The organism is Vreelandella zhuhanensis (assembly GCF_009793355.1).
GTDB classification, from domain to species: Bacteria; Pseudomonadota; Gammaproteobacteria; order Pseudomonadales; family Halomonadaceae; genus Vreelandella; species Vreelandella zhuhanensis.
Genome location: NZ_WTKP01000004.1, coordinates 140048 through 162947, shown reverse-complemented (window position 1 = coordinate 162947; position 22900 = coordinate 140048). Strand labels below are relative to the sequence as shown.

The following is a 22900-nucleotide window of genomic DNA, read 5'->3' as shown; positions in this document are numbered from 1 at the left end:
CCGAGGCGTGGACGGGGCTGCCTTGAAAGCAATGGTGGAACGAGAAGTGGGTGCGACCCGCAAGGAGCACACCCACTTAATTAGCCTGCTTATTGTAACCGCAAAACGCTCGTCTATTTAATTGGCGTCAGGCTGCTCGCCGGGCGCTGCCAGGCGAAATGCTTCCAGGGCGCGACAGTTGGCGGTAATGCGCTGGATGGTCGGATAGGCCGCCAGGTCGCATTCAAAGCGTTCGGCGTTGAACACCTGGGGGACCAGACAAAGATCCGCCAGAGTCGGGGTATCGCCGTGGCAGAAGTCACCGGTACCGGCGGCCGGTGTAAGCATCGACTCCAGGGCATCGAAGCCTTCGATGACCCAGTGGCGATACCAGCTCAGCTTGTCCTGCTCACTGACGTCCAGCTCGCCCACCAGATACTTCAGTACCCGCAGGTTGTTGAGCGGATGCATTTCGCAGGCAACCAGTTGCGCCAGCGCCCGCACCCGGGCGCGCTCCTCGAGATTGTCGGGGAGCAGGGCCGGGGTGGGGTAACGCTCGTCAAGGTATTCGCAGATCGCCAGCGATTGCGTGAGCGGCACGCCTTCCTCGGTCTCCAGCACGGGTACCAGCCCCTGGGGATTGAGCGCGCGGTAAGCATCACCGCGGTTCTCTCCCTTGACCAGGTTAACTGGAACCAGGTCATGCTCCAGGCCTTTCAGGTTCAGCGCGATGCGTACCCGATAGGCGGCCGACGAACGGAAATAGCCGTGTAGCGTCGTCATGCGAACTCCTCAGGCCTTGGGCTGATACTTGACGACCTGCTGGTCGATGGTGCCAAAAATGTTGTTGCCGTTGCGGTCGAACATCTCGATACGCACCCGGTCACCAAAGTGCATGAAGGAGGTTTTGACTTCATCGTGAAGAATCTTTTCCACCATGCGGATTTCCGCAAGGCAGCTGTAACCCACGCCGCCGTCAGCCACCGGCTTTCCAGGGCCACCGTCCGGGTCGGGGTTGGAAACCGTGCCCGAACCGACGATGGCACCGGCACCTAGATAGCGCGTCTTGGCGGCATGGGCGACCAGCTGCGGGAAGCTGAAAATCATGTCGGGACCGGCTTGCGGCTCGCCGAATTTCTCGCCGTTGAAATGCACTGTCAGGGGCAAATGCACCTTGCCTTCCTGCCAGGCGTCGCCGAGTTCATCAGGCGTGACGCAGATCGGTGAGAAGCTTGAGGCCGGTTTGGCCTGGAAGAAACCGAAGCCTTTGGCCAGTTCTCCCGGAATCAAGCCACGCAAGCTGACGTCGTTGACCAGCATGATCAGCTTGATATGACCGGCGGCCTGTTCCGGGGTGACGTTCATCGGCACATCGTCGGTGATCACGGCGATTTCGCCTTCGAAATCGATGCCGTGTTCTTCACTGACGGCTTCGATGTCTTCGGTCGGCGCCAGGAAGCTATCGCCGCCGCCCTGGTACATCAAGGGGTCGGTCCAGAAAGTGTCCGGCATCTCGGCGTTGCGCGCCTGGCGCACCAGCTTGACGTGATTGAGGTAGGCGGAGCCGTCGGCCCAGTGGTAGCTGCGCGGCAACGGCGAGTGCAGGGCGCTCTGATCCAGATCGAAAGCACCTTCGGCCTTGCCCTCATTGAGTTGGGCGTAGAGCGCTTCGAGCTTGGGTGCCAAGGAAGCCCAGTTCTCGATGGCTTGCTGCATGGTGGTGGCAATGTCCGTGGCGCGCACGGCACGGGTCAGGTCTTTCGAGACCACAAGCAGTTCGCCGTCGCGGCCGGTATTAAGGGTAGCGAGCTTCATCGTTGTTCAATCCTTCTTGTCAGGGTCGTTATTGTAGGAGGGCTTTGCCGGGGGTGCTTTTCGGTAATCCCTCGCGCTAAAGCGCCCTCCCACTAGGCTGTGCTGTCGTCGATACCTGTCAGGGCTTGGTCGGGTCGAAGTGCGAGCGTAGGGTTGACCACACATCGACATAGTCGCGTTGACGAATATCAGCGTTCAGTGCCGCTTGCGTCGGATGGTAAACGTAGCGACTCTCGAACATGAAGGCCATGGTATCGCTCTGATACTGAGGTGTCAGGTCAGCGTTGGTGGCCTTCTCGAAGGTGTCGGCGTCGGGGCCATGGGGCGACATGCAATTATGCAGGCTGGCACCGCCGGGGAGAAACCCTTCCGCCTTGGCATCGTACTCACCGTGAATCAAGCCCATGAACTCGCTCATCAAGTTGCGATGGAAGTAGGGTGGGCGGAAGGTATTCTCGGCCACCATCCAGCGCGGAGGAAAGATCACGAAGTCCAGGTTGGCCATTCCCGGCGTATCGGATGCCGAGGTCAGTACAGTGAAGATCGAAGGGTCGGGATGGTCGAAACTCACCGTATTGATGGTGTTGAAGTTGGCCAGGTTGTACTTGTAGGGCGCATAGTTGCCGTGCCAGGCCACCACGTCCAACGGTGAGTGCGAAAGCTTGGTTTCCCAGAAACGCCCGGAGAACTTGGCCACCAGCGAGTAGTCGCCTTCCAGGTCTTCGTAGCTGGCCACGGGACTCAAGAAATCCCGTGGGTTGGCCAGGCCATTGGCGCCGATCGGGCCGAGTCCCGGCAGTTCCAGAGGGTTGCCGTAGTTTTCGCAGATATAGCCACGGGCGACGTCGGCACCATCACCCAGGCGAACCTGGAACTTGATGCCGCGGGGAATCACACCAATTTCGCCATTGGCGACATCCATCTCGCCCAGCTCGGTCCTCAGGCGCAACGTGCCCAGTTGCGGCACGATCAGCAGTTCGCCGTCGGCGTTATAGAAGAAGCGTTCGGTCATGTCGCGGTTAAAGGCATACACATGCACCCCGACGCCGCTTTGAGCGCCGGCATCGCCATTGACCGCAATCGTCAGCAGGCCATCGATGAAATCGGTGGGCTCGGCGGGCACCGGCAGCGGGTCCCAGCGCATCTGGTTGGGGTCGGCTGCGGGCTTGGCCAGCGGCGCGGTGGCTACCGCTTTTTCGGGTAGCGGCTGGTAGGCGCTTTGCACTACCGACGGGCGGATACGGTAGAGCCAGCTGCGCAGGTTCTGGTGGCGTGGCGCGGTGAACGCCGAGCCGGTGTACTGTTCGGCATACAGGCCGTAGGCGCAGCGTTGCGGAGAATTCTGGCCTTTCGGCAAGGCGTCGGGCAGGGCTTCCGTAGCGAAGTGATTACGAAAACCGCTTTGATAATCAAGTGTTTCAGTACTCATGAAAACCTCTTTTTCAACCTTGATGCAGAGCGTGCTGTGTGGTCACGGCTTGTTCGGCAATGCCCAGCGCTTCTTCGAGTACCTGCTGGTCACCGACATGGTTGGCCAGCAGCATGATCAAGCGCGCATTGATACGTTCGCTTTCTTCGTCGCTACGCTCGCGGTGGGTGGCGGTCAAGGCCGCGTAGAAAGCATCCGGCTGAGTGAAATTGGGGTTGAGTTCAAGCCGTGGCATAGCGTTTCTCCACTTCGTCAAGATGAGCGCCCAGGGCGCGGGCAAGGGCGCTGTTCACCGCTTCGGCGGAGACCTCGGCCCAGCGGGCAGTGACGTGCTGGTCGGGGCGCACGAGATAGCCGGCGCCGCCGCCCAGACGATAGCGTTCGCGAACCAACCCTTGAACATCGTTGATCACCCGACTGCGCGGCAATTCGCTGAGTTCGGCGGGGGCCGGACCCACGATCACCAGATCCAAGTCGGGATGAGCGTCAAGCAATGCCTTGAGCTCGGCGCCCAGGGTTGCCGCCCGTTCGCTTTCGATGCGGCCGTCAAGCAGTAGCACGAAGCGGTCGCCGAGCTGATTGAGCAGCCAGGCAGCGTTGCCGTCCTGTTTGATCGGGGCATCCTTGGCTGGGCTGCCGGGGCGCAACGCTTCGGGAAAGCCGTAATCATCGGCACCGTTGAGCGGTGACTCATCGTAGTGGCAGGGTAATGACAGACGACCACTGTTGACCAGGCTGCGGGCGAAAGGATAATGCTCCGCCAGTTCCAGGGTGGTATCGCGGAACAGCCGGCTGACACGGCTCTTTGGCGTGATGAAGTCGGTGGCACGGGTGGAGTTGAGAATATTTTCCTTGGCCCCGTGCTGGCGCTCGATGTTGTAAGTCTCGAGCAAGGCCTGGGGCGCTTGACCCTTGAGCACAAGCGCGAGTTTCCACGCCAGGTTGTCGGTGCTCTGAAGGGCGCCGTTGGCACCGCGAGCGCCGAAGGGCGACACTTGATGCGCGGCATCGCCCATGAAGAACACCCGATTGTGGATGAAGTTGTCCATCATGCGGCAGCGGAAGGTGTAGACGCTGGCCCATTCCAGATCGAACTCGACATCCTCGCCAAGCATCTCCTGCACGCGGGGGCGAATATTTTCTTCCTTCTTCTCTTCTTCCGGGTCGGCGTCCCAGCCCAGCTGGAAATCGATACGCCAGACATTGTCCGGCTGCTTGTGCAGCAATACCGACTGGTCGGGATGAAAGGGCGGGTCGAACCAGAACCAGCGCTCGGTCGGGAACTCGGCTTTCATCACCACGTCGGCGATCAGGAAGCGATCCTGGAATACCTGGCCTTTGCTTTCCAGCCCCAGGATGTCACGAATCTTGCTGTTGGCGCCGTCGGCCACCAGCAGGTAGTCACAGCTCAGCTGGTAGTCGCCGTCTTCAGTGGCTACCGAAACGAGGCTACGTTCGGCCTGGCTGTCCACCGTGGTGACCTTGTGCAGCCAGCGCAGATCGATGCGCTCGCTGAGTTCGTCGGTCCGGTCGACCAGATATTCTTCGAAATAATACTGCTGCAGATTGATGAAGGCCGGTACGCGGTGACCTTCTTCGGGCAGCAGGTTGAAGTCATAGACTTCACGCTCCTGGAAAAATACCCGACCGTGTTGCCAGGTGACGCCCTTGTCCAGCATCGGCTGAGCGGCGCCCAGACGGTCGAGGATTTCCAGGGTACGCTTGGAAAAACAGATCGCCCTTGAACCCACACTCACGGTGTTGTTGTCATCCAGCACGACGCTATCGATACCCTGCTGGGCCAAATCAATGGCGATAGCCAGGCCGCTGGGGCCGGCGCCGACGATAACCACCGGGCAATGGCGAACATCGCTGCGATCCAGTTCCGGCGGGCGATGGTAGGGATAGACGGGATTTTTGTAGGTTGTAATCATGTAACTCTCCCATGGCATCGCCGTGGCACAAAGCCCAGCGATGCGTCTTGATCCCGGCTAACCGGGAAGCTAACGGTTGTTAAGCTTTTTGATTACTGGCCTTCGATTACTGTTTCTCGAGAACTTCCTGCAGCGAATGCCACATTTCAGTGTCGCGCTCTGCAGTCCAGATGCGTGGGTCCGGATGCTCGCCGCCGGCTTCGTCATAACAGCGCGTCACATCGAACGGTAGGCAGTGATCGAAGATGACCCAGTGGCCGTACTTGGGCTTGAGCTTGGCGTAAGTCTCGGCATAGCACTCGGAAAGGGGCTTGCCGGCTGCCTTGCCCGCCTTGACGCTTTCATACATGTCGGCCAGGAAGTCGCGTGTGCCTTGAATCGCTTCCTGACATTTTTCCGGGGTTTCCAGGGCATCGCCGCGGCCGGGCACCAGCTTCTGCGGCTGCATGGCTTGCAGACGATCCAGCGTGGCAGGCCAGTCTTCGTGATAGGCATCACCGGTATAGGGCGTGGCGCCGTATTCGACCAGATCACCGGCGAACATGATTTTTTCTTCAGGCAGCCAGACGATGGTGTCGCCCTTGGTGTGGCCGCGACCCAGATGGATGATGCGCACTTCGCGCTTGCCCATGAAGACGGTGAGTTCTTCCTGGAAGACAATGTTGGGCCAGGTCAAGCCGGGTACCGATTCGACGCCCTGGAACAGGCGCGGGAAACGACCGACTTCGGATTCGTAATCCTGCTGGCCGCGTTCGACGATCAGGTCGTAAGTGTTCTGGCTGGCATAGATGTTTTCAGCGTTATACGCCGAGGCACCCAGTACGCGTACCGCATGGTAGTGGGTCATCAGCACATGCTTGATCGGCAGGTCGGTGACTTCACGAATGCGGCGGATCACATCCTGCGCCATGATCGGTGTGGCCTGGGTGTCGATGACCATCACGCTGTCATCGCCAATGATGATGCCGCTGTTGGGGTCACCTTCGGCCGTGTAGGCGTAAAGACCGTCGGCCAGCTTGGTAAAACTGATGTTCTTTTCTTCTGTATCGGCGTGGGATGCGAATTTCTTGCTCATGGTTCCTCCAATATCGTCAGGGCATCATGCTCAGGCAATGTTTCCGGCGGGACTTGCCCGTAGCATGAGGATGTCGCTCGATCATAGTTTCCAATGAAACTATGTGTCCAGTGATCCAGCGATATAATTCGTTAGCTAGCTAGGCAACTTGCCCTAAAAAAGCTTATTAATCATGTATTTTCTATTTTTTAAGACATAAGTATAATAGTGCTTTTTTGCAAATTAGTTGCGAAAGAAAGTATCTGTCGGCATGGTAAAAGCGTCAGATGACAACAATATGGCGCAATGCCGCCACCCGTGACGACGAGGTACATACATGAATAATTCAACCCGCCTGATGATCGGCGCCGTGGCAGCGGTTGGCTTGAGTTTCGGCACACAAGCCTTGGCCCAGACCACTATTACGGTAAGTACTTGGGGAGGGCCCAACCATGGAGTCAACACCATGGTCTGGCCGACCTGGAAAGCCTGGATCGAAGAAGCGACCGATGACCGCGTGACCGTCGAAGTCATCCACGACCTGGGGCCGCCGGCGTCGCAAATGGCCTTGGTAGCGGATGGTGTCGCGGATGCCAGCTGGATCTTTCATGCGCATATGGCGGGTCGCTTCCTGGCCACCCAGCTACCTGAATTCCCGACGTTCGAAGAATTCTCCTCCGAAGATGCCTCTGCCGCCTATTGGCATACCCACCAAGAGCATCTGGCCCAGGCCGGTGAGCATCGTGGCATCGACGTCATGGCGATGGGGGTACATGGTCCAGGGCAAATCTTCACTCGCGACAAGGTCGAGGACCTCGACGGTCTGGCCGGCAAACGCCTGCGTGTCGGGGGTGGTGTGATGAGCGGTCTCGCCGAGGCAATGGACGTGATCGGTGTTGCTCTGCCGCCGACCGGCGTCTATGAAGCAGCTTCTCAAGGCGTGGTTGATGGCGCCATGCTGACGTTGGAAAGCCTGAAAAGCTTCCGTGTGGCGGAAGTGGCGCCGCATACCCTGACCGTGGATGGAGGTTTTTACCGCGGCAGCTTCGCCATCGTGGTCAACCCAATGATCTGGGACCAGATGTCCGAGGAAGACCGTGTGGCCGTCCAGGACGTCTCGGGTGAGCGTCTGTCACGTCTGTTCGGCTACATGATGGATGTGTCCGACGAGCGCGGTGTCGAGTTTGGCAAAGCGGAAGGGCAGACCTTCACGCCGATACCGGAAAGCGATGTCGAAGCGTTGCGTGAGATTACCGATCGATTGATTGCCGACTGGTCTGAGTCCGTCAGCGAACGTGGTGTCAACGCAGAAGAGGCGTTGGCATATTTCTATGATCAGCTGGACGTTGCCGCCGAGCAGGACAGCATCGCACCGCGCGTCGTGGAACATTAAGTACCGGTCCCGGGAGACTAGATAATGCAGACCCTGACGAGTCGCTGGTCGAACGTCGGTAAGGTCATGCAGCTGGGACTGGAGGGGGTGGCAGGCGCCACCCTCTTTGCCTTGATGCTGCTGACCACCGCCGATGTCGTCGGCCGTTATTTCTTTAATGCCCCCATTCTCGGCACCGTCGAACTCACCCAGCAGATGCTGGCGGCGGTGGTGTTCCTGTCGTTGCCGGTGGCCTGCTGGCGGGAAGAGCACATCAGCGTCGACCTGCTGGACGCGGTGTTTCCGGCGCGCTTTATCTGGCTGCGCCAATTGATCGTCAACCTGGTGGTTGCCCTGGCGCTGTGGGTAATCGCGGGCCGCGTCTGGTCCCTGGCCGAGCGGGCTTTCGCCTGGGGCGACGTGACCGAGTTCCTGCGCATTCCCAACGGCTACCTGATTTACCTGATCTCCCTGATGCTGTTCCTGTCCGCGCTGCTGACCCTGGGGCGGGCGATTGGCTACCTGCTCGAAGGTTTCGGGGTGGTCGAACGCGGCGGCCCGGTCAGCCCGACCAAGCCGAACACCGACAAACAGCAGGGAGACACGCATGATTGAAGCACTGTATGGGTTTGGTGCCCTGTTGATTCTGGTGTTCCTGCGCCTCCCGCTGGCTTTCGCCATGGGCATCGTGGGGTTCGTGGGCTTTTATTACCTGACCGGCAACTGGAGCGCGGCCGAAGCCATGGCCTCGCGCCGGGTGGTGGACACCGCCATGAGCTACGGCCTGTCGGTGATTCCGCTGTTCATCCTGATGGGCAACCTGGTCTCGCATGCCGGGCTTTCGGATGCGCTGTTCCGGGCCTCCAACGGCTTTCTCGGTCACCGCAAGGGCGGCCAGGCCATGGCCACCATCGTCGCCTGCGGCGGCTTCAGCGCCATCTGCGGCTCGAGCCTGGCCACCTGCGCCACCATGGGGCGTGTGGCCATGCCACAGATGCGCAAGTACGGCTACAAGGACTCCCTGGCCGCCGCCTCGATTGCCGCGGGCGGCACCCTGGGGATCCTGATTCCCCCCAGCGTGATGCTGGTGATCTACGGCATCATCACCGAGACCAGTATCCGCGAGCTGTTCGCGGCCGGCTTCATTCCCGGGATACTGGGCCTCGTGATGTACCTGGGGGCGGTGAAATGGGTGCTGTGGCGCGACCCCGAGGCGGGCCCGGCGGCCGAGAAAGTGCCCTGGGGCGAGCGCCTCTTGGCCCTCAAGGACGTGGGCAGCACCCTGGCGCTGTTCGTGCTGGTGATCGGCGGCATCTATATGGGGATATTCACGCCCACCGAAGCCGCGGGCATCGGGGCGATGGGCGCCTTCATCATCGCCCTGCTCAAGCGTGCCCTGACGCCCCGGGTGCTGATGAATGTGCTGATGGACACGGTGCGCACCACCGCGATGCTGTTTGCCGTGGTGCTCACCGCCTTGATCTTCGCCAACTTCATCAACCGGGCGGGCTTGCCCAACGACCTGCTGGCCTTGGTCAACGGCCTCAATGTGGCGCCCTTCGTGGTGATCCTGGTGATTCTGGCGATCTACGTGGTGCTGGGCTGTGTGTTCGAGAGTATGTCGATGCTGCTGCTCACCGTGCCGGTGTTCTTTCCGGTGGTGGCGGGGCTGGGTTACGACCTGGTATGGTTCGGTATCCTGGTGGTGATCGTGATCGAGATCAGCCTGATCACGCCGCCGGTGGGGATGAACGTCTTCGTGCTGCGGGCGGTGCTGCCGGACGTGAGCACCGGGACGATCTTCCGCGGCGTGACACCTTTCTGGGTGGCCGGTACGCTACGCGCCATCCTGGTACTGGTGTTCCCGGGCATCGTGCTGTTCCTGCCACAACTGCTCTATTGAGCGGCAGTGTTACATGACCGATAGGGAAATGACTTTGATGGACGCTAACCACAAGCCTTTGGGTGGCGAAGAAGGGTCACGAAACTCTCCTTCCGCTGAGGAATTGCGTACTAAGGCCGAATTGGACCTCAACCAGTTCCTACCTTATCGGCTCAACCGCCTGGCCGACCGCATCAGCGATGAACTGGCGCGGATGTACCAGGAGCGCTTTGCACTCAATGTGGCTCAGTGGCGGGTACTGGCCTGGCTTAGCCATTGCGATGAGCTGACGGCGAAGAAGGTGTGCAACTACACCAACATGGACAAGGCGCGCGTTTCGCGGGCGGTGCAGGCGCTGGAGGACCGTGGGCTGATTACCCGCACGCCGTCAGCCCGGGATCAGCGGCTGCATGATCTGCATCTCACCGCTGCTGGGGAGTCTCTGCTCGCCGAGTTGATTCCTGAGGCCCAGGCCTGGGAGGCGGAGTTGGTCGCGACGTTGTCAGTAGGCGAGTATCGCGACCTGCTCCACGCCATGGGCAAGCTGGAGCGCCAACTTGAACGTCTGGGGCCGTCTTCTTGATCAAGGCCCTTGAGAAATGCACTTGAGAGGGGGCCCTTGAGAAAGCAGCCCTGGCTTTAAACATGTTTATCGGCTGTAATGAAGTAATTAGTGTAACAGGAAGAAGACTTCTTCCTGTTCTATTCTCATGCCATCGGCTCAGTACAGTTTTTGTTATAAAAACATAATAAATTCAATGAATTGAAAATAACACTACTTAAGTATTATTACCCGAAGCCGCATAAATCGTTGCGTTTACAATCGTCTTGCAGGCATTGTATATATGAATGTGTTTCTTTTATTTCTAATCTGGAATAATTGCTGTATCACATTTTTGAGATTAGACGTGCCACATGAAAGCTGCATCCGAGCACGATTTAGCTTCCACCATCCAACGAACGACCTTTCCACACAATAACAGCAACCAGGTCGTCACCCGTTCGTGACGACGGAGGTAAGGAAAATGAGCACAATGAAAAAGACCAGTTTAAGCCTGATGATCGGTGCCTTGGCGGCCGCCACACTGAGCACATCCGCCTTGGCCCAGACCACCATTACGGTAAGCACCTGGGCGGGTCCCAATCACGGTATCAACTCCATGGTCTGGCCGACCTGGAAGGGCTGGATCGAAGAAGCCACCGATGGTCGTGTCACCGTCGAGGTCATCCATGACTTGGGGCCGCCGGACTCACAGATGGAAATAGTTGCCGATGGCATCGCCGATGCGACCTGGGTGTTTCATGGCTACAACGCAGGCCGCTTCCTGGCGACTCAGCTGCCTGAATTCCCGACGTTCGAAGAGTTTTCCTCGGAGAATGCCTCCGCTGCCTATTGGAACACTCACCAGGAATACCTGGCTGAAGCTAATGAACACCGGGGCGTGGATGTCGTGGCTGCCGGCGTCCATGGGCCGGGCTGGATCTTCAGCAGCGAGCTGTACGAGACGCTTGACGATCTCGAAGGCGAGCGTATTCGCGTAGGTGGCGGTGTCATGGGGGACCTCTCCAACGCACTCGACCTGACCGGTGTGGCCTTGCCGCCGACCGGTGTCTATGAAGCCGGTTCGCAAGGGGTCATCGACGGGGCCATGCTGGTGCCGGAAGGCCTGCGTAGCTTCCGCGTGGCGGAAGTCTTTCCCCATACGCTGATGGTTGACGGCGGCTTCTATCGCGGCAGCTTCACCATCGTGGTCAACCCGATGATCTGGGACCAGATGTCCGAGGAAGACCGCGAAGCCGTCCAGGACGTCTCGGGTGAGCGTCTGTCACGTCTGTTCGGTTACATGATGGACGTTTCCGACGAGCGCGGTGTCGAGTTTGCCGAGGAAATGGGTCATACCTTTACTTCCTTGGGTGAAGAAGACCTCGATACGCTACGCGGTATCAGTAATGACCTGATAGAAACCTGGTCCGAAAAAGTCAGCGAGCGCGGTGTGGATGCCGATGCCGCACTGGATTACTTCCATCTAAAGCTCGAAGAAGCTGCCGAACAAGACAGCGTTGCACCCCTGGTGCCGCAGTCGTAATTAGCCTTCGCCACCTGGAGGGCGATAATGCAGACCCTGACGAGTCGCTGGTCGAACGTCGGTAAGGTCATGCAGCTGGGACTGGAGGGGGTGGCAGGCGCCACCCTCTTTGCCTTGATGCTGCTGACCACCGCCGATGTCGTCGGCCGTTATTTCTTTAATGCCCCCATTCTCGGCACCGTCGAACTCACCCAGCAGATGCTGGCGGCGGTGGTGTTCCTGTCGTTGCCGGTGGCCTGCTGGCGGGAAGAGCACATCAGCGTCGACCTGCTGGACGCGGTGTTTCCGGCGCGCTTTATCTGGCTGCGCCAATTGATCGTCAACCTGGTGGTTGCCCTGGCGCTGTGGGTAATCGCGGGCCGCGTCTGGTCCCTGGCCGAGCGGGCTTTCGCCTGGGGCGACGTGACCGAGTTCCTGCGCATTCCCAACGGCTACCTGATTTACCTGATCTCCCTGATGCTGTTCCTGTCCGCGCTGCTGACCCTGGGGCGGGCGATTGGCTACCTGCTCGAAGGTTTCGGGGTGGTCGAACGCGGCGGCCCGGTCAGCCCGACCAAGCCGAACACCGACAAACAGCAGGGAGACACGCATGATTGAAGCACTGTATGGGTTTGGTGCCCTGTTGATTCTGGTGTTCCTGCGCCTCCCGCTGGCTTTCGCCATGGGCATCGTGGGGTTCGTGGGCTTTTATTACCTGACCGGCAACTGGAGCGCGGCCGAAGCCATGGCCTCGCGCCGGGTGGTGGACACCGCCATGAGCTACGGCCTGTCGGTGATTCCGCTGTTCATCCTGATGGGCAACCTGGTCTCGCATGCCGGGCTTTCGGATGCGCTGTTCCGGGCCTCCAACGGCTTTCTCGGTCACCGCAAGGGCGGCCAGGCCATGGCCACCATCGTCGCCTGCGGCGGCTTCAGCGCCATCTGCGGCTCGAGCCTGGCCACCTGCGCCACCATGGGGCGTGTGGCCATGCCACAGATGCGCAAGTACGGCTACAAGGACTCCCTGGCCGCCGCCTCGATTGCCGCGGGCGGCACCCTGGGGATCCTGATTCCCCCCAGCGTGATGCTGGTGATCTACGGCATCATCACCGAGACCAGTATCCGCGAGCTGTTCGCGGCCGGCTTCATTCCCGGGATACTGGGCATCGTGATGTACCTGGGGGCGGTGAAATGGGTGCTGTGGCGCGACCCCGAGGCGGGCCCGGCGGCCGAGAAAGTGCCCTGGGGCGAGCGCCTCTTGGCCCTCAAGGACGTGGGCAGCACCCTGGCGCTGTTCGTGCTGGTGATCGGCGGCATCTATATGGGGATATTCACGCCCACCGAAGCCGCGGGCATCGGGGCGATGGGCGCCTTCATCATCGCCCTGCTCAAGCGTGCCCTGACGCCCCGGGTGCTGATGAATGTGCTGATGGACACGGTGCGCACCACCGCGATGCTGTTTGCCGTGGTGCTCACCGCCTTGATCTTCGCCAACTTCATCAACCGGGCGGGCTTGCCCAACGACCTGCTGGCCTTGGTCAACGGCCTCAATGTGGCGCCCTTCGTGGTGATCCTGGTGATTCTGGCGATCTACGTGGTGCTGGGCTGTGTGTTCGAGAGTATGTCGATGCTGCTGCTCACCGTGCCGGTGTTCTTTCCGGTGGTGGCGGGGCTGGGTTACGACCTGGTGTGGTTCGGTATCCTGGTGGTGATCGTGATCGAGATCAGCCTGATCACGCCGCCGGTGGGGATGAACGTCTTCGTGCTGCGGGCGGTGCTGCCGGACGTGAGCACCGGGACGATCTTCCGCGGCGTGACACCTTTCTGGGTGGCCGGTACGCTACGCGCCATCCTGGTACTGGTGTTCCCGGGCATCGTGCTGTTCCTGCCACAACTGCTCTATTGAGCGACCTCAGCGTAAGGGTCGGGCTATGCCCGGCCCTTTTGTTTTTCTGGAAGTAATCCAAATTAAGCCTCTTAAAGCGATACAGATAAAATTAATTTTTTAATTTTTGTGTGTCTTTTTTGATGCTGATTTGATCGAGGTCAAAAACACACCCATGACCCTGGGCTACCTTTTGAGAACCACCATATCGTTAGTGCAACCCGTCGGGTTGGCGATAGTTGGCCTCGGGAGGTTATATGGAACGCTTTGAAGACTATATTCAGGGGGAACGCGTGGTACGAGAACTGCGTCGGCATGCCCCGGAGGCACTCGAGACGCTGGCCAGCGACCTTGAAGCGCCGCTTAGCCCACCGATGGAGCGTGCCGTGGCCCGGTCGCTGGACGACAAACGAGTGGCCGACTTTGCATCCTCGCAAGTGATGATGCCGGCCATGATGAAGACCTTCGGGGTGAGCGGCCAAGCGTTGGCTGACGTGCAAGAAACCCTGGAGGTTCGTTGTGAAGAATGCACGGTCAAGGGCCGTTGCTGGACTGCCATGCGGGCAGGCGCCGATGCTGAGACCGCCCGCGAGTTCTGTCCCAACGCGCCTTATTTCACGGGGGAGCAGGGCCCTCAGCAATGAAAAACGCACCGAAGACAGAGTCTGCCGAGCATTTTCGGCAGATAAACAATACCGCCGGCTCTCCTTGGAGGCCGGCGGTGTCGTGTTTAGTGATCCGTGGTCTTGATGATCAATCGTCAGTGATCATAGTTGAGGGTCACGTGCTTGCTTAGAGGAAAGCACTGGCAGCTCAATACCATGCCGGCTTCGATCTCGTAGTCTTCGAGAGCAAAGTTGGCGTCCATTTCGACTTCGCCTTCCTCCACTTTGGCCAGGCAGGTGGAGCAGACGCCGGCCTTGCATGAGAAGGGAATATCCGCGCCGTGCTCGTTACCCGCATCCAGAATGCTCTGGGTATTGCGGGGCAGGTCATATTCAATGGTACGGCCGTCGATGATCACCTTGATGTGCGAGGTTTCGGCTTCCACCTGACCCACCTTGGTTGCCTGGCGGCGCTTGGCCTCCGTGCGTGGCAGGTTGGTATTGAACAGCTCGAAATACACCTTTTCCTTGGGCAGGCCGTGGTTGGCCAGCACGTCACGCACTGTTTCGGTCATTTCCTGAGGCCCGCAGAGGAAGGCGGCGTCGAGCTTGGGCACTTCCACCCAGCGATCGAACAGAGCGTTGCACTTGTCGGCATCGATGCGACCGTTGTAAAGGTCGATTTCCTGTTGTTCGCGGCTGAACACGTAAATGATATTGAGGCGTTCCAGGTAACGATCCTTGAGATCCTGCAGGCGCTCGCGGAACAGCGTACCCGTGGTGGAACGGTTGCCATAGATGACGGTGAAACGGCTTTTCGGCTCGGTTTCCAGAGTGGTGGACACGATCGACATGATCGGTGTGATGCCACTGCCGGCGGTCACTGCCAGATAATGCCCTTCACGGCTGGGGTCGAGAGGCACGAAGAACTTGCCCTGAGGCGGCATCACTTCCAGGGTGTCGCCGGCTTTCAATTCCTGGTTGGCAAAGGTGGAAAAGCTACCTCCCGGCACCAGTTTGACGGCGACTCTTAGCTCATGCTCGTGGACGCCGGTGCAGATCGAATAGGAACGGCGAATATCCTCGCCTTCGATGTCGCGGCGCAGCGTCAGGTATTGCCCTTGAGTGAAGCGAAAGGCGTCCAGCAGGTCGTCGGGAATGTCGAAGGCAATGGAAACGGCATCATGGGTTTCCTTGCGAACATTCTTGACGGTCAAGGCGTGAAATCGGCTCATAGGGAATGGTCTCGTCGTTTTACAGGCACTTGAAATAGTCGAAAGGCTCTAGGCAGTCACGACAGCGGTAGAGCGCCTTACAAGCAGTGGAGCCGAATTCGCTGACGCGTTCGGTCGCTTCACTACCGCATAAAGGGCAGGGCACTACCGGGTCGGCTTGACCGACCAGGCTGCGTTTGCTCGCGCTACCTACCGGGGGGGCAATGCCATAGGCGCGCAACTTTTCGCGTCCTGCCTCGGTCAGCCAGTCGGTGGTCCAGGCGGGGGACAGGCGGCGCTGGATCAAAGGGTCCGGGTAGCCCGCGGCCACTAGCGCTTCATGGATATGCTGCTCGATGACCTCGGTTGCCGGGCAGCCGGAGTAGGTCGGGGTCACGCTGACCACCAGCCGACCGTCGAGCCACTCGATATCGCGCACGATGCCCAGCTCAACCACGCTGACGACCGGGACTTCCGGATCCGGCACTTCCTGCAGCACCGCCCGCACGGCGTCGATATCGCCTTCATCGCCGGCGCGCGGCAGTCCGCTGCGATCGCTGCCGATCAAGTCGCTGGAAGGCCAGTCATCGACCGGCTTCGACGGATGGTTACCAGACGGTAGCATCGGGATACGTCCTCGGCAGATATTGCATTTCCGCCAGTAGAAAGCCCAGGTGCTCGGTGTGATGACCGACTTTGCCGCCGGTATACATCCAAGTGTCGTAGGAGGGGCGCACCAGGGTGGCTTCCTCGAGCACCTCTTCCACGGTCGCTTTCCAGCGAGTGGCAAGGATTTCCGGGTCAGGCGCGATACCGGCCTCGAACATGGCCTGATCGATCTCGTCGAACTGGGTCAGCTCGCCGGTGAAGCGCCAGAGGTTATCCAGGGCACGCTGCATGCGGGTATGGCTTTCTTCGGTGCCGTCGCCCAGGCGCATGACCCACTCGGAAGAGCGGCGCAGATGATACGTCGCTTCCTTGAGCGACTTGGCGGCCACTTCGGCGATGCGGGGGTCGCTGGACTGGGTCAGGCCGTCAAGCAGGTGAACGTGCCATGCGTCGAACAGGAACTGACGCCCCATGGTATCGGCGAAGTCGCCGTTGGGCTGCTCGACGATCAGGAGGTTACGAAAATCCTGAGCGTCGCGGCGAAATGCCAGATGATCGGCATCATGACCTTCACCTTCCAGTTCCGCGGCGTAGGTCAGCCAGTTGCGCGCCTGACCAAAGAGGTCGAGACCCACGTTCATCAAGGCCATTTCTTCTTCAAGCGCCGGGGCCTTGCCACATAATTGCGCGCTACGCTGACCGAGTACCAAAGCGCTGTCGCCGAGGCGCAGCAGGTAAGCGATCAACGGTGTTTGTGTCTTTTGAGCTACGTTATGCATCACAGCCTCCCTTACATGTGGCCGACTTCTTTCGGCAGTTTGTAGAAGGATGCGTGGCGATAGACCTTGTCGTTGGACGGGTCGAACAGCGGCTCTTTCTCGTCGGGAGAAGAAGCGGTGATTTCGCTGGCCGGGATGATCCAGATACTCACTCCTTCATTACGACGGGTATAAAGCTCGCGGGCGTTTTCGATGGCCATGCGACGGTCGGCGGCATGCACGCTGCCGACGTGCTTGTGATTCAGGCCGTGCTTGCTGCGTACGAAAACTTCGAAGAGGGGCCAGTCAGCCATGGGGAAAACCTCGGTGGTCAGAGGAGCCCCGCGCCGCGGGACTCCCTATTGTTTTAAAAGAACTGTTTTTAAAAACTTAGGTTTTAAAAGCTCGGGGTGTTGCGATTAGGCGGCCCGGCTTTGACGCTTGGCGGCGTGAGCCACAGCGGCTTCACGCACCCAAGCACCGTTATCGATGGCACTGCGACGTGCTTCGATGCGTTCGCGGTTGCAGGGGCCGTTGCCCTTGACCACGTCGAAGAATTCCTGCCAATCGATTTCACCGAACTCGTAGTGACCGGTTTCCTCGTTATATTTGAGGTCCGGGTCTGGTGCGGTGCAGCCCAGTAGTTCGAGTTGCGGGACGGTCTGGTCGAGAAAACGCTGACGCAGCTCATCGTTGCTGTGGCGCTTGATCTTCCAGGCCATCGACTGGGCGCTGTTGGGGGAGTTGTCGTCGGACGGACCGAACATCATCAAGGCCGGCCACCACATGCGGTTGATGGAGTCCTGCACCATGGCTTTCTGGTCGTCGGTGCCCTCCTGCATCATGGTCAGCAGGATCTGATACCCCTGGCGCTGGTGGAAACTCTCTTCCTTGCATACACGGATCATGGCGCGTGAATAGGGGCCGTAAGAGGTGCGCTGCAGCGGTACCTGGTTGACGATGGCGGCGCCGTCGACCAGCCAGCCGACGGTGCCCATGTCGGCCCAGTTGAGCGTGGGGTAGTTGAAGATGCTGGAATACTTGGCACGGCCGTCGTGGAGCTTGTCGATTTCCTCGTCGCGGTCGGCGCCCAAGGTTTCCATGGCGCTGTAAAGGTACAGGCCGTGTCCCGCTTCATCCTGAATCTTGGCCATCAGCTGCAGCTTACGCTTGAGGGTCGGCGCACGCGTCAGCCAGTTACCTTCCGGCAGCATCCCGACGATCTCAGAGTGAGCGTGTTGGGAGATCTGACGGATCAATGTCTTGCGATAGGCGTCCGGCATCCAATTCTTGGGTTCTATCTTGATTTCATCATTGATGCGCTCCTGGAACTGGCGTTCCTCGGGGCTCATCTCGTCAAGTGTCTTGAGTTTGCTGGAACCGGTTTCAACGAGCTGCGCGTACATAGAGACCTCCGCGGCGTCGGTATGTCAGGGGGGTGTGACTTATCTTTTGTAAAGTGAAGTGCTTCTACAAAGTATAGTGACACGGAATATTTTATCAACAAGTATTTTTGTGTGTCACTTTAAGACTTTGTGATAAGAGTCCATGCCAGGATAAGCGGGCTCTAAAGGAGTGGAGCTTAAAATAAAGTGATTCTGGATATTGGTCGCTTTTCTGAATCTGTTAACCATTCGGGTATGAAAAAGCCCCCGAAGGGGCTTTGGACCAATGCTGAGAATGCTGAGAGCGACTCATCAAGTGGCGGGAGGATTAAATCAGCGCAGATCCTTGACGCGCTTGGCCTTGCCCAGCGAGCGCATGACGCTTTCCACTTCACAGACTTCGATCTGGGTGCTGATGCCGATATAGGTCTTGATCGCATGCTGGAGTTGTTTTGAGGCCTGTTCGCAGGCCACCGGGTCGCGGGCGATGTCATGGTGGCTTGCCTCGACACGCACCAGCACCATGTCCATGTTGCCCTGGCGGCTGACTTCGATCTCGTAATGCGGCGAGAGCGACTCGACCTTGAGCAACTGTTCTTCGATCTGGGTGGGGAACACATTGACCCCGCGGATAATCAGCATGTCGTCACTACGCCCGGTGATCTTGTCGATGCGCCGCATGGGACGCGCGGTGCCCGGCAGCAAGCGGGTGAGGTCGCGGGTGCGGTAGCGAACCACCGGCAGGCCTTCCTTGGTCAGGGTGGTGAACACCAGCTCGCCGTATTCGCCGTCCGGCAGAACTTCGCCGCTGACCGGGTCGATGATCTCGGGATAGAAATGGTCCTCCCAGATGGTCGGGCCGTCCTTGGTTTCCAGGCACTCCATGCCCACACCGGGTCCCATGACTTCCGACAAGCCATAGATGTCCAGCGCATCGATACCCAGACGCTTCTCGAGGGCGGTGCGCATGCTGTCGGTCCAGGGCTCGGCACCGAAGATGCCGGTACGCAGCGGCAGCGTGTGCGGATCGATGCCTTGACGCTCCATTTCGTCAGCAATGTTAAGCATGTAGGAGGGGGTGACCATGATGATGTCCGGCTCGAAATCCCGGATTAGCTGGACCTGTTTCTCGGTCTGGCCGCCGGACATGGGGATTACCGCGCAGCCCAGGCGCTCGGCACCGTAATGGGCACCCAGCCCGCCGGTGAACAGGCCGTAGCCATACGCCACGTGCACCTTGTCGTTGCGGCTGCCGCCGGCAGCACGGATCGAGCGCGCCACCACATCGGACCACACATTGATGTCGTTCTGAGTGTAGCCGACCACGGTGGGTTGCCCGGTGGTGCCACTGGACGCATGGATCCGCACGATTTCACTCATTGGCGTGGCGAACATGCCGTAGGGGTAATTGGCGCGCAGGTCTGCCTTGGTGGTGAAAGGCAGTTTGGCGATATCCTCCAGCGTCTGGATGTCATCGGGGTGCACCCCCGCCTTGTCAAAGGACTGACGGTAGAACGGCACGTTTTCGTAGGCGTGCTTCAAACTCCACTTCAGGCGCTTGACCTGAGTGGCGCGCAGCTCGTCGACGCTGGCGGTTTCCAGGGGGTCGAGAGTCGCGGTATCGATACGCGTTGCGGGCTGATTCATCAGGAGTCTCCGGTCAAGCAAGTTGTTATTAGGCTTATAGCTAAGAAATAGGCTTACTGGCGCTGAATGATCAGGGCAATGCCCTGGCCGACACCGATACACATGGTGCATAGCGCAAAGCGTCCTTGCCGGCGCTCGAGTTCATGCAGGGCCGTGGTGACCAGCCGAGCGCCGCTCATGCCCAGCGGATGGCCCAAGGCGATGGCACCTCCATTGGGATTGACGTGTTCGGCGTCGTCGTCAAGGCCCAGGTCGCGCATTACCGCCAAGGCCTGAGCGGCGAAGGCTTCATTGAGCTCGATGACGTCCATCTGGTCGAGAGTCAGCCCGGTCTGGGCGAGCACCTTGCGGGTGGCCGGCGAGGGGCCGAACCCCATGATGCGCGGCTCCACCCCAGCGGTGGCCATGCCCACCACACGAGCGCGGGCCTTGAGGCCGAAGCGCTCGGCCTGGTCGGGGGACGCCATCAACAGCGCACAGGCACCATCGTTGACGCCCGAGGCATTGCCTGCCGTGACACTGCCGCCTTCGCGGAAGGGAGTGGGCAGCTTGGCGAGTTGCTCGGCGGTGGTGGAGGCACGCGGATGTTCATCGGTATCCACCACCAGCGGGTCCTGCTTGCGCCGGGGTATTTCGACCGCAACGATTTCCTCGGCGAGACGACCGGCCTGCATGGCGGCGGCGGTGCGCTGTTGGCTGCGCAGTGCGAAGGCGTCCTGATCTTCCCGGGAAATGCCGAACTGCTCGGCCACGTTCTCAGCGGTTTCGGGCATTGAATCCACCCCGAACTGGGCTTTCATGGCACGGTTGATGAAGCGCCAGCCGATGGTGGTGTCGAAGATATCGGCCTGACGCGAGAAGGCCTGTTCGGCCTTGCCCATCACGAAGGGCGCGCGTGACATCGACTCCACGCCCCCGGCGATCATCAGCCCGGCTTCGCCGGCCTTGAGGGTGCGGGCGGCATTGCCTATCGCATCCATGCCGGAACCGCACAGGCGGTTGATGGTGGTGCCGGGCACCTCGACCGGAAGCCCGGCGAGCAGGGCGGACATGCGCGCCACGTTACGGTTGTCTTCCCCGGCCTGGTTGGCGCAGCCGTAAAAGATATCGTCGATCAACGACCAGTCGACGCTCGGGTTGCGCTCCATCAGGGTACGCATGGGAACGGCCCCCAGGTCATCGGCGCGCATGCTCGAAAGCGCGCCGCCGTAGCGACCGACCGGGGTACGAATGGCATCGATTATCAGGGCGTCTTTCATGGATTATCTCCAGCAGCGATGTCTTCCAGGCGGCGTACGCTGCCGCGAATCTTATAGGAACGTCCACGGAACAAGGCAACGGTGTCGCCGTGCTGATTGCGCAACGTGATGTCGTAAATGCCGGTGCGCCCGCGGCGGCTGCGTTCTTCGGCGGTGGCGGTGAGTACATCGCCCAGCTGGCCGGGGCCGAGGTAGTCGATACTGCAGCCGGCGGCCACCGTGGCTTCATCATAGCTGTTGCAGGCAAACGCAAAGGCGGAGTCGGCCAGGGTAAACAGGAACCCGCCATGGCAGTTGCCGTGACCCTGCACCATTTCCTGGCGCACGGTCATGGTCAGTTCGGCGTAGCCGGGGGCCATGCGAGTGATGCGCATGCCCAGCCCTTGGCTAGCATGGTCGCGGGAAAACATCGACTCGGCACAGGCTTCGGCCAGCTGTTGCGGGGTCAGTGGGGACTCACTCATGAAAGTTTTCCTCGGTCAGGGCCTTGCGACGCAGCAGGAAAGAGGCGCGATAGCGCTCCTCGCCGTAGCTCTGCTGCAGGTGCGTGAGGGTGCGGTGGACGAAGGCCAGGCCCAGCGAGTCCGCCCAGGCCAAGGGGCCACGGGGATAGTTGACCCCGGCCTGCATGGCCAGGTCGCCATCCTCGGCGCTGCATACACCTTGCAAGACGGCGTCGGCGGCTTCATTGGCGAGCATCGCCACGGTGCGCAATACCACCAGCCCCGGAGTATCGGTCAGCCAGACCACGTCGATTCCCAGGCGCTGGAAGAAGGCGGTGGCAAGCTCACGGGCCTCGGCGGAGGTGGCGTGGCTGGCGGAAAGCGCGATGGCACCGGCGTTGCGGTAGTCCAGGCACAAGTCGAACAGCACCAGCGCTTCGAGCCCTTCGTTGACCGCACGCTCAGCGGCGCAACGCCCGTCGCTGAGGGCCAGCACCAGATCGCCCAGGCGCAGGCGGGTCGTGCCGTCCGGCTGCAACGACTCCCGGCGAACCACCTCGAGCCCGCTTTCCTGGGCGCGTTCCAGCAGCGGAGCGATTACCCCAGGCTCGCCCTGTACCACCAGCGGCGGTAATTCGGCCTGGGCCGGTGCAGAGATTGTGGGCTGAGGCTTGGCGGTATTTTCATGCTGCCCTTCACGAGAGTAGTCATAAAAGCCTTGTCCGGACTTGCGTCCCAGGCGTCCGGCTTCGACCAGGGCCTGCTGCACCAGGGAAGGCTCGAAACGGGTATCGCCGTAGTAGGCATCGAACACCGAGCGGGTCACGGCGTAATTGACGTCATGGCCGATCAGGTCCATCAGCTCGAAGGGTCCCATGCGAAACCCGCCGGCCTGACGCAACAGGGCGTCCAGGGTGGCGGCGTCGCCGGCGCCTTCCTGCAACAGGCGCAGCCCTTCGGCATAGAAAGGCCGGGCCACGCGGTTGACGATGAAGCCCGGGGTGGAGCTGGCGTGCACCGCGACCTTGCCCCAGGCGCTGGCGGTGGCATAAAGAGTCTCGGCGACCTCGGCGCTGGTCGCCAGGCCCGACACCACTTCGACCAGCTTCATGACGGGTGCGGGGTTGAAGAAGTGCAGTCCCGCCATGCGTTCGGGGCGTTCGAGGTTGGCCGCAATCGAGGTGATCGACAGCGAGGACGTATTGCTGGCGAGCAAGGTGTCGGGTGAGCACAGCGCTTCGAGCTGAGCGAACACCTGACGCTTGATCTCGAGATTCTCGACGATGGCCTCGATGATCAAGCGGCTATCGGCCAAAGCCTCGACAGTGTCGGCGGGCTGCAGGCGAGCGATGATGCCGTCCACTTCGTCCTGGCGCATCTTGCCCTTGGCCACGCGCTTTTCCAACTGGCGGCGAATGTTGTCGATGCCGGCACTGGCCGCGCCCGGCTGGTTGTCGTGCAGGATGACCGAATGGCCGGCCTGAGCGGCCACCTGAGCGATACCGGCACCCATGGCACCGGCACCGATCACGCCAATGACGGCGGTCGTGGGAAGGGCTGACAT

23 protein-coding genes are annotated in these 22900 nt (G+C 60.2%); 8 read left to right on the top strand and 15 right to left on the bottom strand.

Going from position 1 to position 22900, the window contains the following annotated elements; all coding sequences use genetic code 11:
* Nucleotides 1-117 precede the first annotated feature (117 nt).
* The 6 genes from maiA to GPM19_RS06930 form a co-directional block, all read right to left on the bottom strand.
* The gene (gene maiA / locus GPM19_RS06955) at nucleotides 118-762 is read right to left on the bottom strand and encodes a maleylacetoacetate isomerase (RefSeq protein WP_160418275.1); all 645 of its coding nucleotides are present in this window, start codon (nucleotides 760-762) and stop codon (nucleotides 118-120) included.
* A gap of 9 nt (nucleotides 763-771) precedes the next feature.
* Entirely contained in the window at nucleotides 772-1794 is a 1023-nt protein-coding gene (locus GPM19_RS06950; RefSeq protein WP_160418273.1) for a fumarylacetoacetate hydrolase family protein, read from the bottom strand.
* Between the two features lie 118 nt (nucleotides 1795-1912).
* Nucleotides 1913-3223, bottom strand: a complete 1311-nt coding sequence (hmgA, locus tag GPM19_RS06945; RefSeq protein WP_160418271.1) for a homogentisate 1,2-dioxygenase — start codon at nucleotides 3221-3223, stop codon at nucleotides 1913-1915.
* A 13-nt stretch (nucleotides 3224-3236) separates the two neighbouring features.
* Nucleotides 3237-3458, bottom strand: a complete 222-nt coding sequence (locus GPM19_RS06940; RefSeq protein WP_160418269.1) for a DUF2783 domain-containing protein — start codon at nucleotides 3456-3458, stop codon at nucleotides 3237-3239.
* The gene (locus tag GPM19_RS06935) at nucleotides 3445-5157 is read right to left on the bottom strand and encodes an FAD-dependent oxidoreductase (protein WP_160418267.1); all 1713 of its coding nucleotides are present in this window, start codon (nucleotides 5155-5157) and stop codon (nucleotides 3445-3447) included. The genes GPM19_RS06940 and GPM19_RS06935 overlap by 14 nt, the downstream gene beginning before the upstream one ends.
* Before the next feature lie 106 nt (nucleotides 5158-5263).
* Entirely contained in the window at nucleotides 5264-6232 is a 969-nt protein-coding gene (locus tag GPM19_RS06930; RefSeq protein ID WP_160418265.1) for an MBL fold metallo-hydrolase, read from the bottom strand.
* Between the two features lie 316 nt (nucleotides 6233-6548).
* On the opposite strand from GPM19_RS06930, the gene GPM19_RS06925 reads away from it, so the two are divergent.
* The 8 genes from GPM19_RS06925 (at nucleotide 6549) to GPM19_RS06890 (ending at nucleotide 14060) form a co-directional block, all read left to right on the top strand.
* Nucleotides 6549-7604: a TRAP transporter substrate-binding protein gene (locus tag GPM19_RS06925; protein ID WP_160418263.1), complete on the top strand. Its 1056-nt coding sequence runs from the start codon at nucleotides 6549-6551 to the stop codon at nucleotides 7602-7604.
* A gap of 24 nt (nucleotides 7605-7628) precedes the next feature.
* Nucleotides 7629-8198, top strand: coding sequence for a TRAP transporter small permease (locus GPM19_RS06920; protein WP_160418258.1), 570 nt, complete (start codon nucleotides 7629-7631; stop codon nucleotides 8196-8198).
* On the top strand, nucleotides 8191-9486 hold the full coding sequence (locus tag GPM19_RS06915) for a TRAP transporter large permease (protein WP_160418262.1): 1296 nt from the start codon (nucleotides 8191-8193) through the stop codon (nucleotides 9484-9486). Before GPM19_RS06920 ends, GPM19_RS06915 begins: the two co-directional genes overlap by 8 nt.
* 13 nt (nucleotides 9487-9499) lie before the next feature.
* A complete protein-coding gene (locus tag GPM19_RS06910; RefSeq protein WP_227842230.1) occupies nucleotides 9500-10048 on the top strand; it encodes a MarR family winged helix-turn-helix transcriptional regulator in 549 nt (182 codons plus the stop codon).
* Between the two features lie 451 nt (nucleotides 10049-10499).
* The gene (locus GPM19_RS06905) at nucleotides 10500-11552 is read left to right on the top strand and encodes a TRAP transporter substrate-binding protein (RefSeq protein ID WP_160418260.1); all 1053 of its coding nucleotides are present in this window, start codon (nucleotides 10500-10502) and stop codon (nucleotides 11550-11552) included.
* A 27-nt stretch (nucleotides 11553-11579) separates the two neighbouring features.
* Nucleotides 11580-12149, top strand: a complete 570-nt coding sequence (locus tag GPM19_RS06900) for a TRAP transporter small permease (protein WP_160418258.1) — start codon at nucleotides 11580-11582, stop codon at nucleotides 12147-12149.
* Nucleotides 12142-13437, top strand: a complete 1296-nt coding sequence (locus GPM19_RS06895; RefSeq protein WP_160418256.1) for a TRAP transporter large permease — start codon at nucleotides 12142-12144, stop codon at nucleotides 13435-13437. Before GPM19_RS06900 ends, GPM19_RS06895 begins: the two co-directional genes overlap by 8 nt.
* A 236-nt stretch (nucleotides 13438-13673) precedes the next feature.
* Nucleotides 13674-14060 carry a hypothetical protein gene (locus GPM19_RS06890; RefSeq protein WP_160418254.1) on the top strand — a complete coding sequence of 129 codons (387 nt, stop codon included), beginning with the start codon at nucleotides 13674-13676 and terminating at the stop codon, nucleotides 14058-14060.
* A gap of 116 nt (nucleotides 14061-14176) precedes the next feature.
* Here the strand turns inward: GPM19_RS06890 and paaE are convergent, their stop codons facing one another.
* From paaE to paaH, 9 genes are all read right to left on the bottom strand, one after another.
* Complete coding sequence (paaE, locus tag GPM19_RS06885; RefSeq protein ID WP_160418253.1) at nucleotides 14177-15256, bottom strand: 1,2-phenylacetyl-CoA epoxidase subunit PaaE; 1080 nt, start codon at nucleotides 15254-15256, stop codon at nucleotides 14177-14179.
* 19 nt (nucleotides 15257-15275) lie between these two features.
* The gene (paaD, locus tag GPM19_RS06880; RefSeq protein WP_227842229.1) at nucleotides 15276-15860 is read right to left on the bottom strand and encodes a 1,2-phenylacetyl-CoA epoxidase subunit PaaD; all 585 of its coding nucleotides are present in this window, start codon (nucleotides 15858-15860) and stop codon (nucleotides 15276-15278) included.
* The gene (gene paaC, locus GPM19_RS06875) at nucleotides 15844-16623 is read right to left on the bottom strand and encodes a 1,2-phenylacetyl-CoA epoxidase subunit PaaC (protein WP_160418251.1); all 780 of its coding nucleotides are present in this window, start codon (nucleotides 16621-16623) and stop codon (nucleotides 15844-15846) included. The genes paaD and paaC overlap by 17 nt, the downstream gene beginning before the upstream one ends.
* Nucleotides 16624-16634: 11 nt before the next feature.
* Nucleotides 16635-16916: a 1,2-phenylacetyl-CoA epoxidase subunit PaaB gene (gene paaB / locus GPM19_RS06870; RefSeq protein WP_160418249.1), complete on the bottom strand. Its 282-nt coding sequence runs from the start codon at nucleotides 16914-16916 to the stop codon at nucleotides 16635-16637.
* Between the two features lie 105 nt (nucleotides 16917-17021).
* The gene (gene paaA, locus GPM19_RS06865; RefSeq protein ID WP_160418246.1) at nucleotides 17022-18008 is read right to left on the bottom strand and encodes a 1,2-phenylacetyl-CoA epoxidase subunit PaaA; all 987 of its coding nucleotides are present in this window, start codon (nucleotides 18006-18008) and stop codon (nucleotides 17022-17024) included.
* A 312-nt stretch (nucleotides 18009-18320) separates the two neighbouring features.
* Entirely contained in the window at nucleotides 18321-19634 is a 1314-nt protein-coding gene (gene paaK / locus GPM19_RS06860) for a phenylacetate--CoA ligase PaaK (protein ID WP_160418245.1), read from the bottom strand.
* 53 nt (nucleotides 19635-19687) lie between these two features.
* Complete coding sequence (gene pcaF / locus GPM19_RS06855; protein ID WP_160418243.1) at nucleotides 19688-20893, bottom strand: 3-oxoadipyl-CoA thiolase; 1206 nt, start codon at nucleotides 20891-20893, stop codon at nucleotides 19688-19690.
* On the bottom strand, nucleotides 20890-21357 hold the full coding sequence (gene paaI, locus GPM19_RS06850; protein ID WP_160418241.1) for a hydroxyphenylacetyl-CoA thioesterase PaaI: 468 nt from the start codon (nucleotides 21355-21357) through the stop codon (nucleotides 20890-20892). Before paaI ends, pcaF begins: the two co-directional genes overlap by 4 nt.
* Nucleotides 21350-22900, bottom strand: a complete 1551-nt coding sequence (paaH, locus tag GPM19_RS06845) for a 3-hydroxyacyl-CoA dehydrogenase PaaH (protein ID WP_160418239.1) — start codon at nucleotides 22898-22900, stop codon at nucleotides 21350-21352. The genes paaI and paaH overlap by 8 nt, the downstream gene beginning before the upstream one ends.

What these genes read in the sequence shown, in the direction of transcription:
- maiA (WP_160418275.1), bottom strand. Translation starts at nt 762, where the DNA reads ATGACGACGCTACACGGCTATTTCCGTTCGTCGGCCGCCTATCGGGTA.
- GPM19_RS06950 (WP_160418273.1), bottom strand. Translation starts at nt 1,794, where the DNA reads ATGAAGCTCGCTACCCTTAATACCGGCCGCGACGGCGAACTGCTTGTG.
- hmgA (WP_160418271.1), bottom strand. Translation starts at nt 3,223, where the DNA reads ATGAGTACTGAAACACTTGATTATCAAAGCGGTTTTCGTAATCACTTC.
- GPM19_RS06940 (WP_160418269.1), bottom strand. Translation starts at nt 3,458, where the DNA reads ATGCCACGGCTTGAACTCAACCCCAATTTCACTCAGCCGGATGCTTTC.
- GPM19_RS06935 (WP_160418267.1), bottom strand. Translation starts at nt 5,157, where the DNA reads ATGATTACAACCTACAAAAATCCCGTCTATCCCTACCATCGCCCGCCG.
- GPM19_RS06930 (WP_160418265.1), bottom strand. Translation starts at nt 6,232, where the DNA reads ATGAGCAAGAAATTCGCATCCCACGCCGATACAGAAGAAAAGAACATC.
- GPM19_RS06925 (WP_160418263.1), top strand. Translation starts at nt 6,549, where the DNA reads ATGAATAATTCAACCCGCCTGATGATCGGCGCCGTGGCAGCGGTTGGC.
- GPM19_RS06920 (WP_160418258.1), top strand. Translation starts at nt 7,629, where the DNA reads ATGCAGACCCTGACGAGTCGCTGGTCGAACGTCGGTAAGGTCATGCAG.
- GPM19_RS06915 (WP_160418262.1), top strand. Translation starts at nt 8,191, where the DNA reads ATGATTGAAGCACTGTATGGGTTTGGTGCCCTGTTGATTCTGGTGTTC.
- GPM19_RS06910 (WP_227842230.1), top strand. Translation starts at nt 9,500, where the DNA reads ATGACCGATAGGGAAATGACTTTGATGGACGCTAACCACAAGCCTTTG.
- GPM19_RS06905 (WP_160418260.1), top strand. Translation starts at nt 10,500, where the DNA reads ATGAAAAAGACCAGTTTAAGCCTGATGATCGGTGCCTTGGCGGCCGCC.
- GPM19_RS06900 (WP_160418258.1), top strand. Translation starts at nt 11,580, where the DNA reads ATGCAGACCCTGACGAGTCGCTGGTCGAACGTCGGTAAGGTCATGCAG.
- GPM19_RS06895 (WP_160418256.1), top strand. Translation starts at nt 12,142, where the DNA reads ATGATTGAAGCACTGTATGGGTTTGGTGCCCTGTTGATTCTGGTGTTC.
- GPM19_RS06890 (WP_160418254.1), top strand. Translation starts at nt 13,674, where the DNA reads ATGGAACGCTTTGAAGACTATATTCAGGGGGAACGCGTGGTACGAGAA.
- paaE (WP_160418253.1), bottom strand. Translation starts at nt 15,256, where the DNA reads ATGAGCCGATTTCACGCCTTGACCGTCAAGAATGTTCGCAAGGAAACC.
- paaD (WP_227842229.1), bottom strand. Translation starts at nt 15,860, where the DNA reads ATGCTACCGTCTGGTAACCATCCGTCGAAGCCGGTCGATGACTGGCCT.
- paaC (WP_160418251.1), bottom strand. Translation starts at nt 16,623, where the DNA reads ATGCATAACGTAGCTCAAAAGACACAAACACCGTTGATCGCTTACCTG.
- paaB (WP_160418249.1), bottom strand. Translation starts at nt 16,916, where the DNA reads ATGGCTGACTGGCCCCTCTTCGAAGTTTTCGTACGCAGCAAGCACGGC.
- paaA (WP_160418246.1), bottom strand. Translation starts at nt 18,008, where the DNA reads ATGTACGCGCAGCTCGTTGAAACCGGTTCCAGCAAACTCAAGACACTT.
- paaK (WP_160418245.1), bottom strand. Translation starts at nt 19,634, where the DNA reads ATGAATCAGCCCGCAACGCGTATCGATACCGCGACTCTCGACCCCCTG.
- pcaF (WP_160418243.1), bottom strand. Translation starts at nt 20,893, where the DNA reads ATGAAAGACGCCCTGATAATCGATGCCATTCGTACCCCGGTCGGTCGC.
- paaI (WP_160418241.1), bottom strand. Translation starts at nt 21,357, where the DNA reads ATGAGTGAGTCCCCACTGACCCCGCAACAGCTGGCCGAAGCCTGTGCC.
- paaH (WP_160418239.1), bottom strand. Translation starts at nt 22,900, where the DNA reads ATGTCAGCCCTTCCCACGACCGCCGTCATTGGCGTGATCGGTGCCGGT.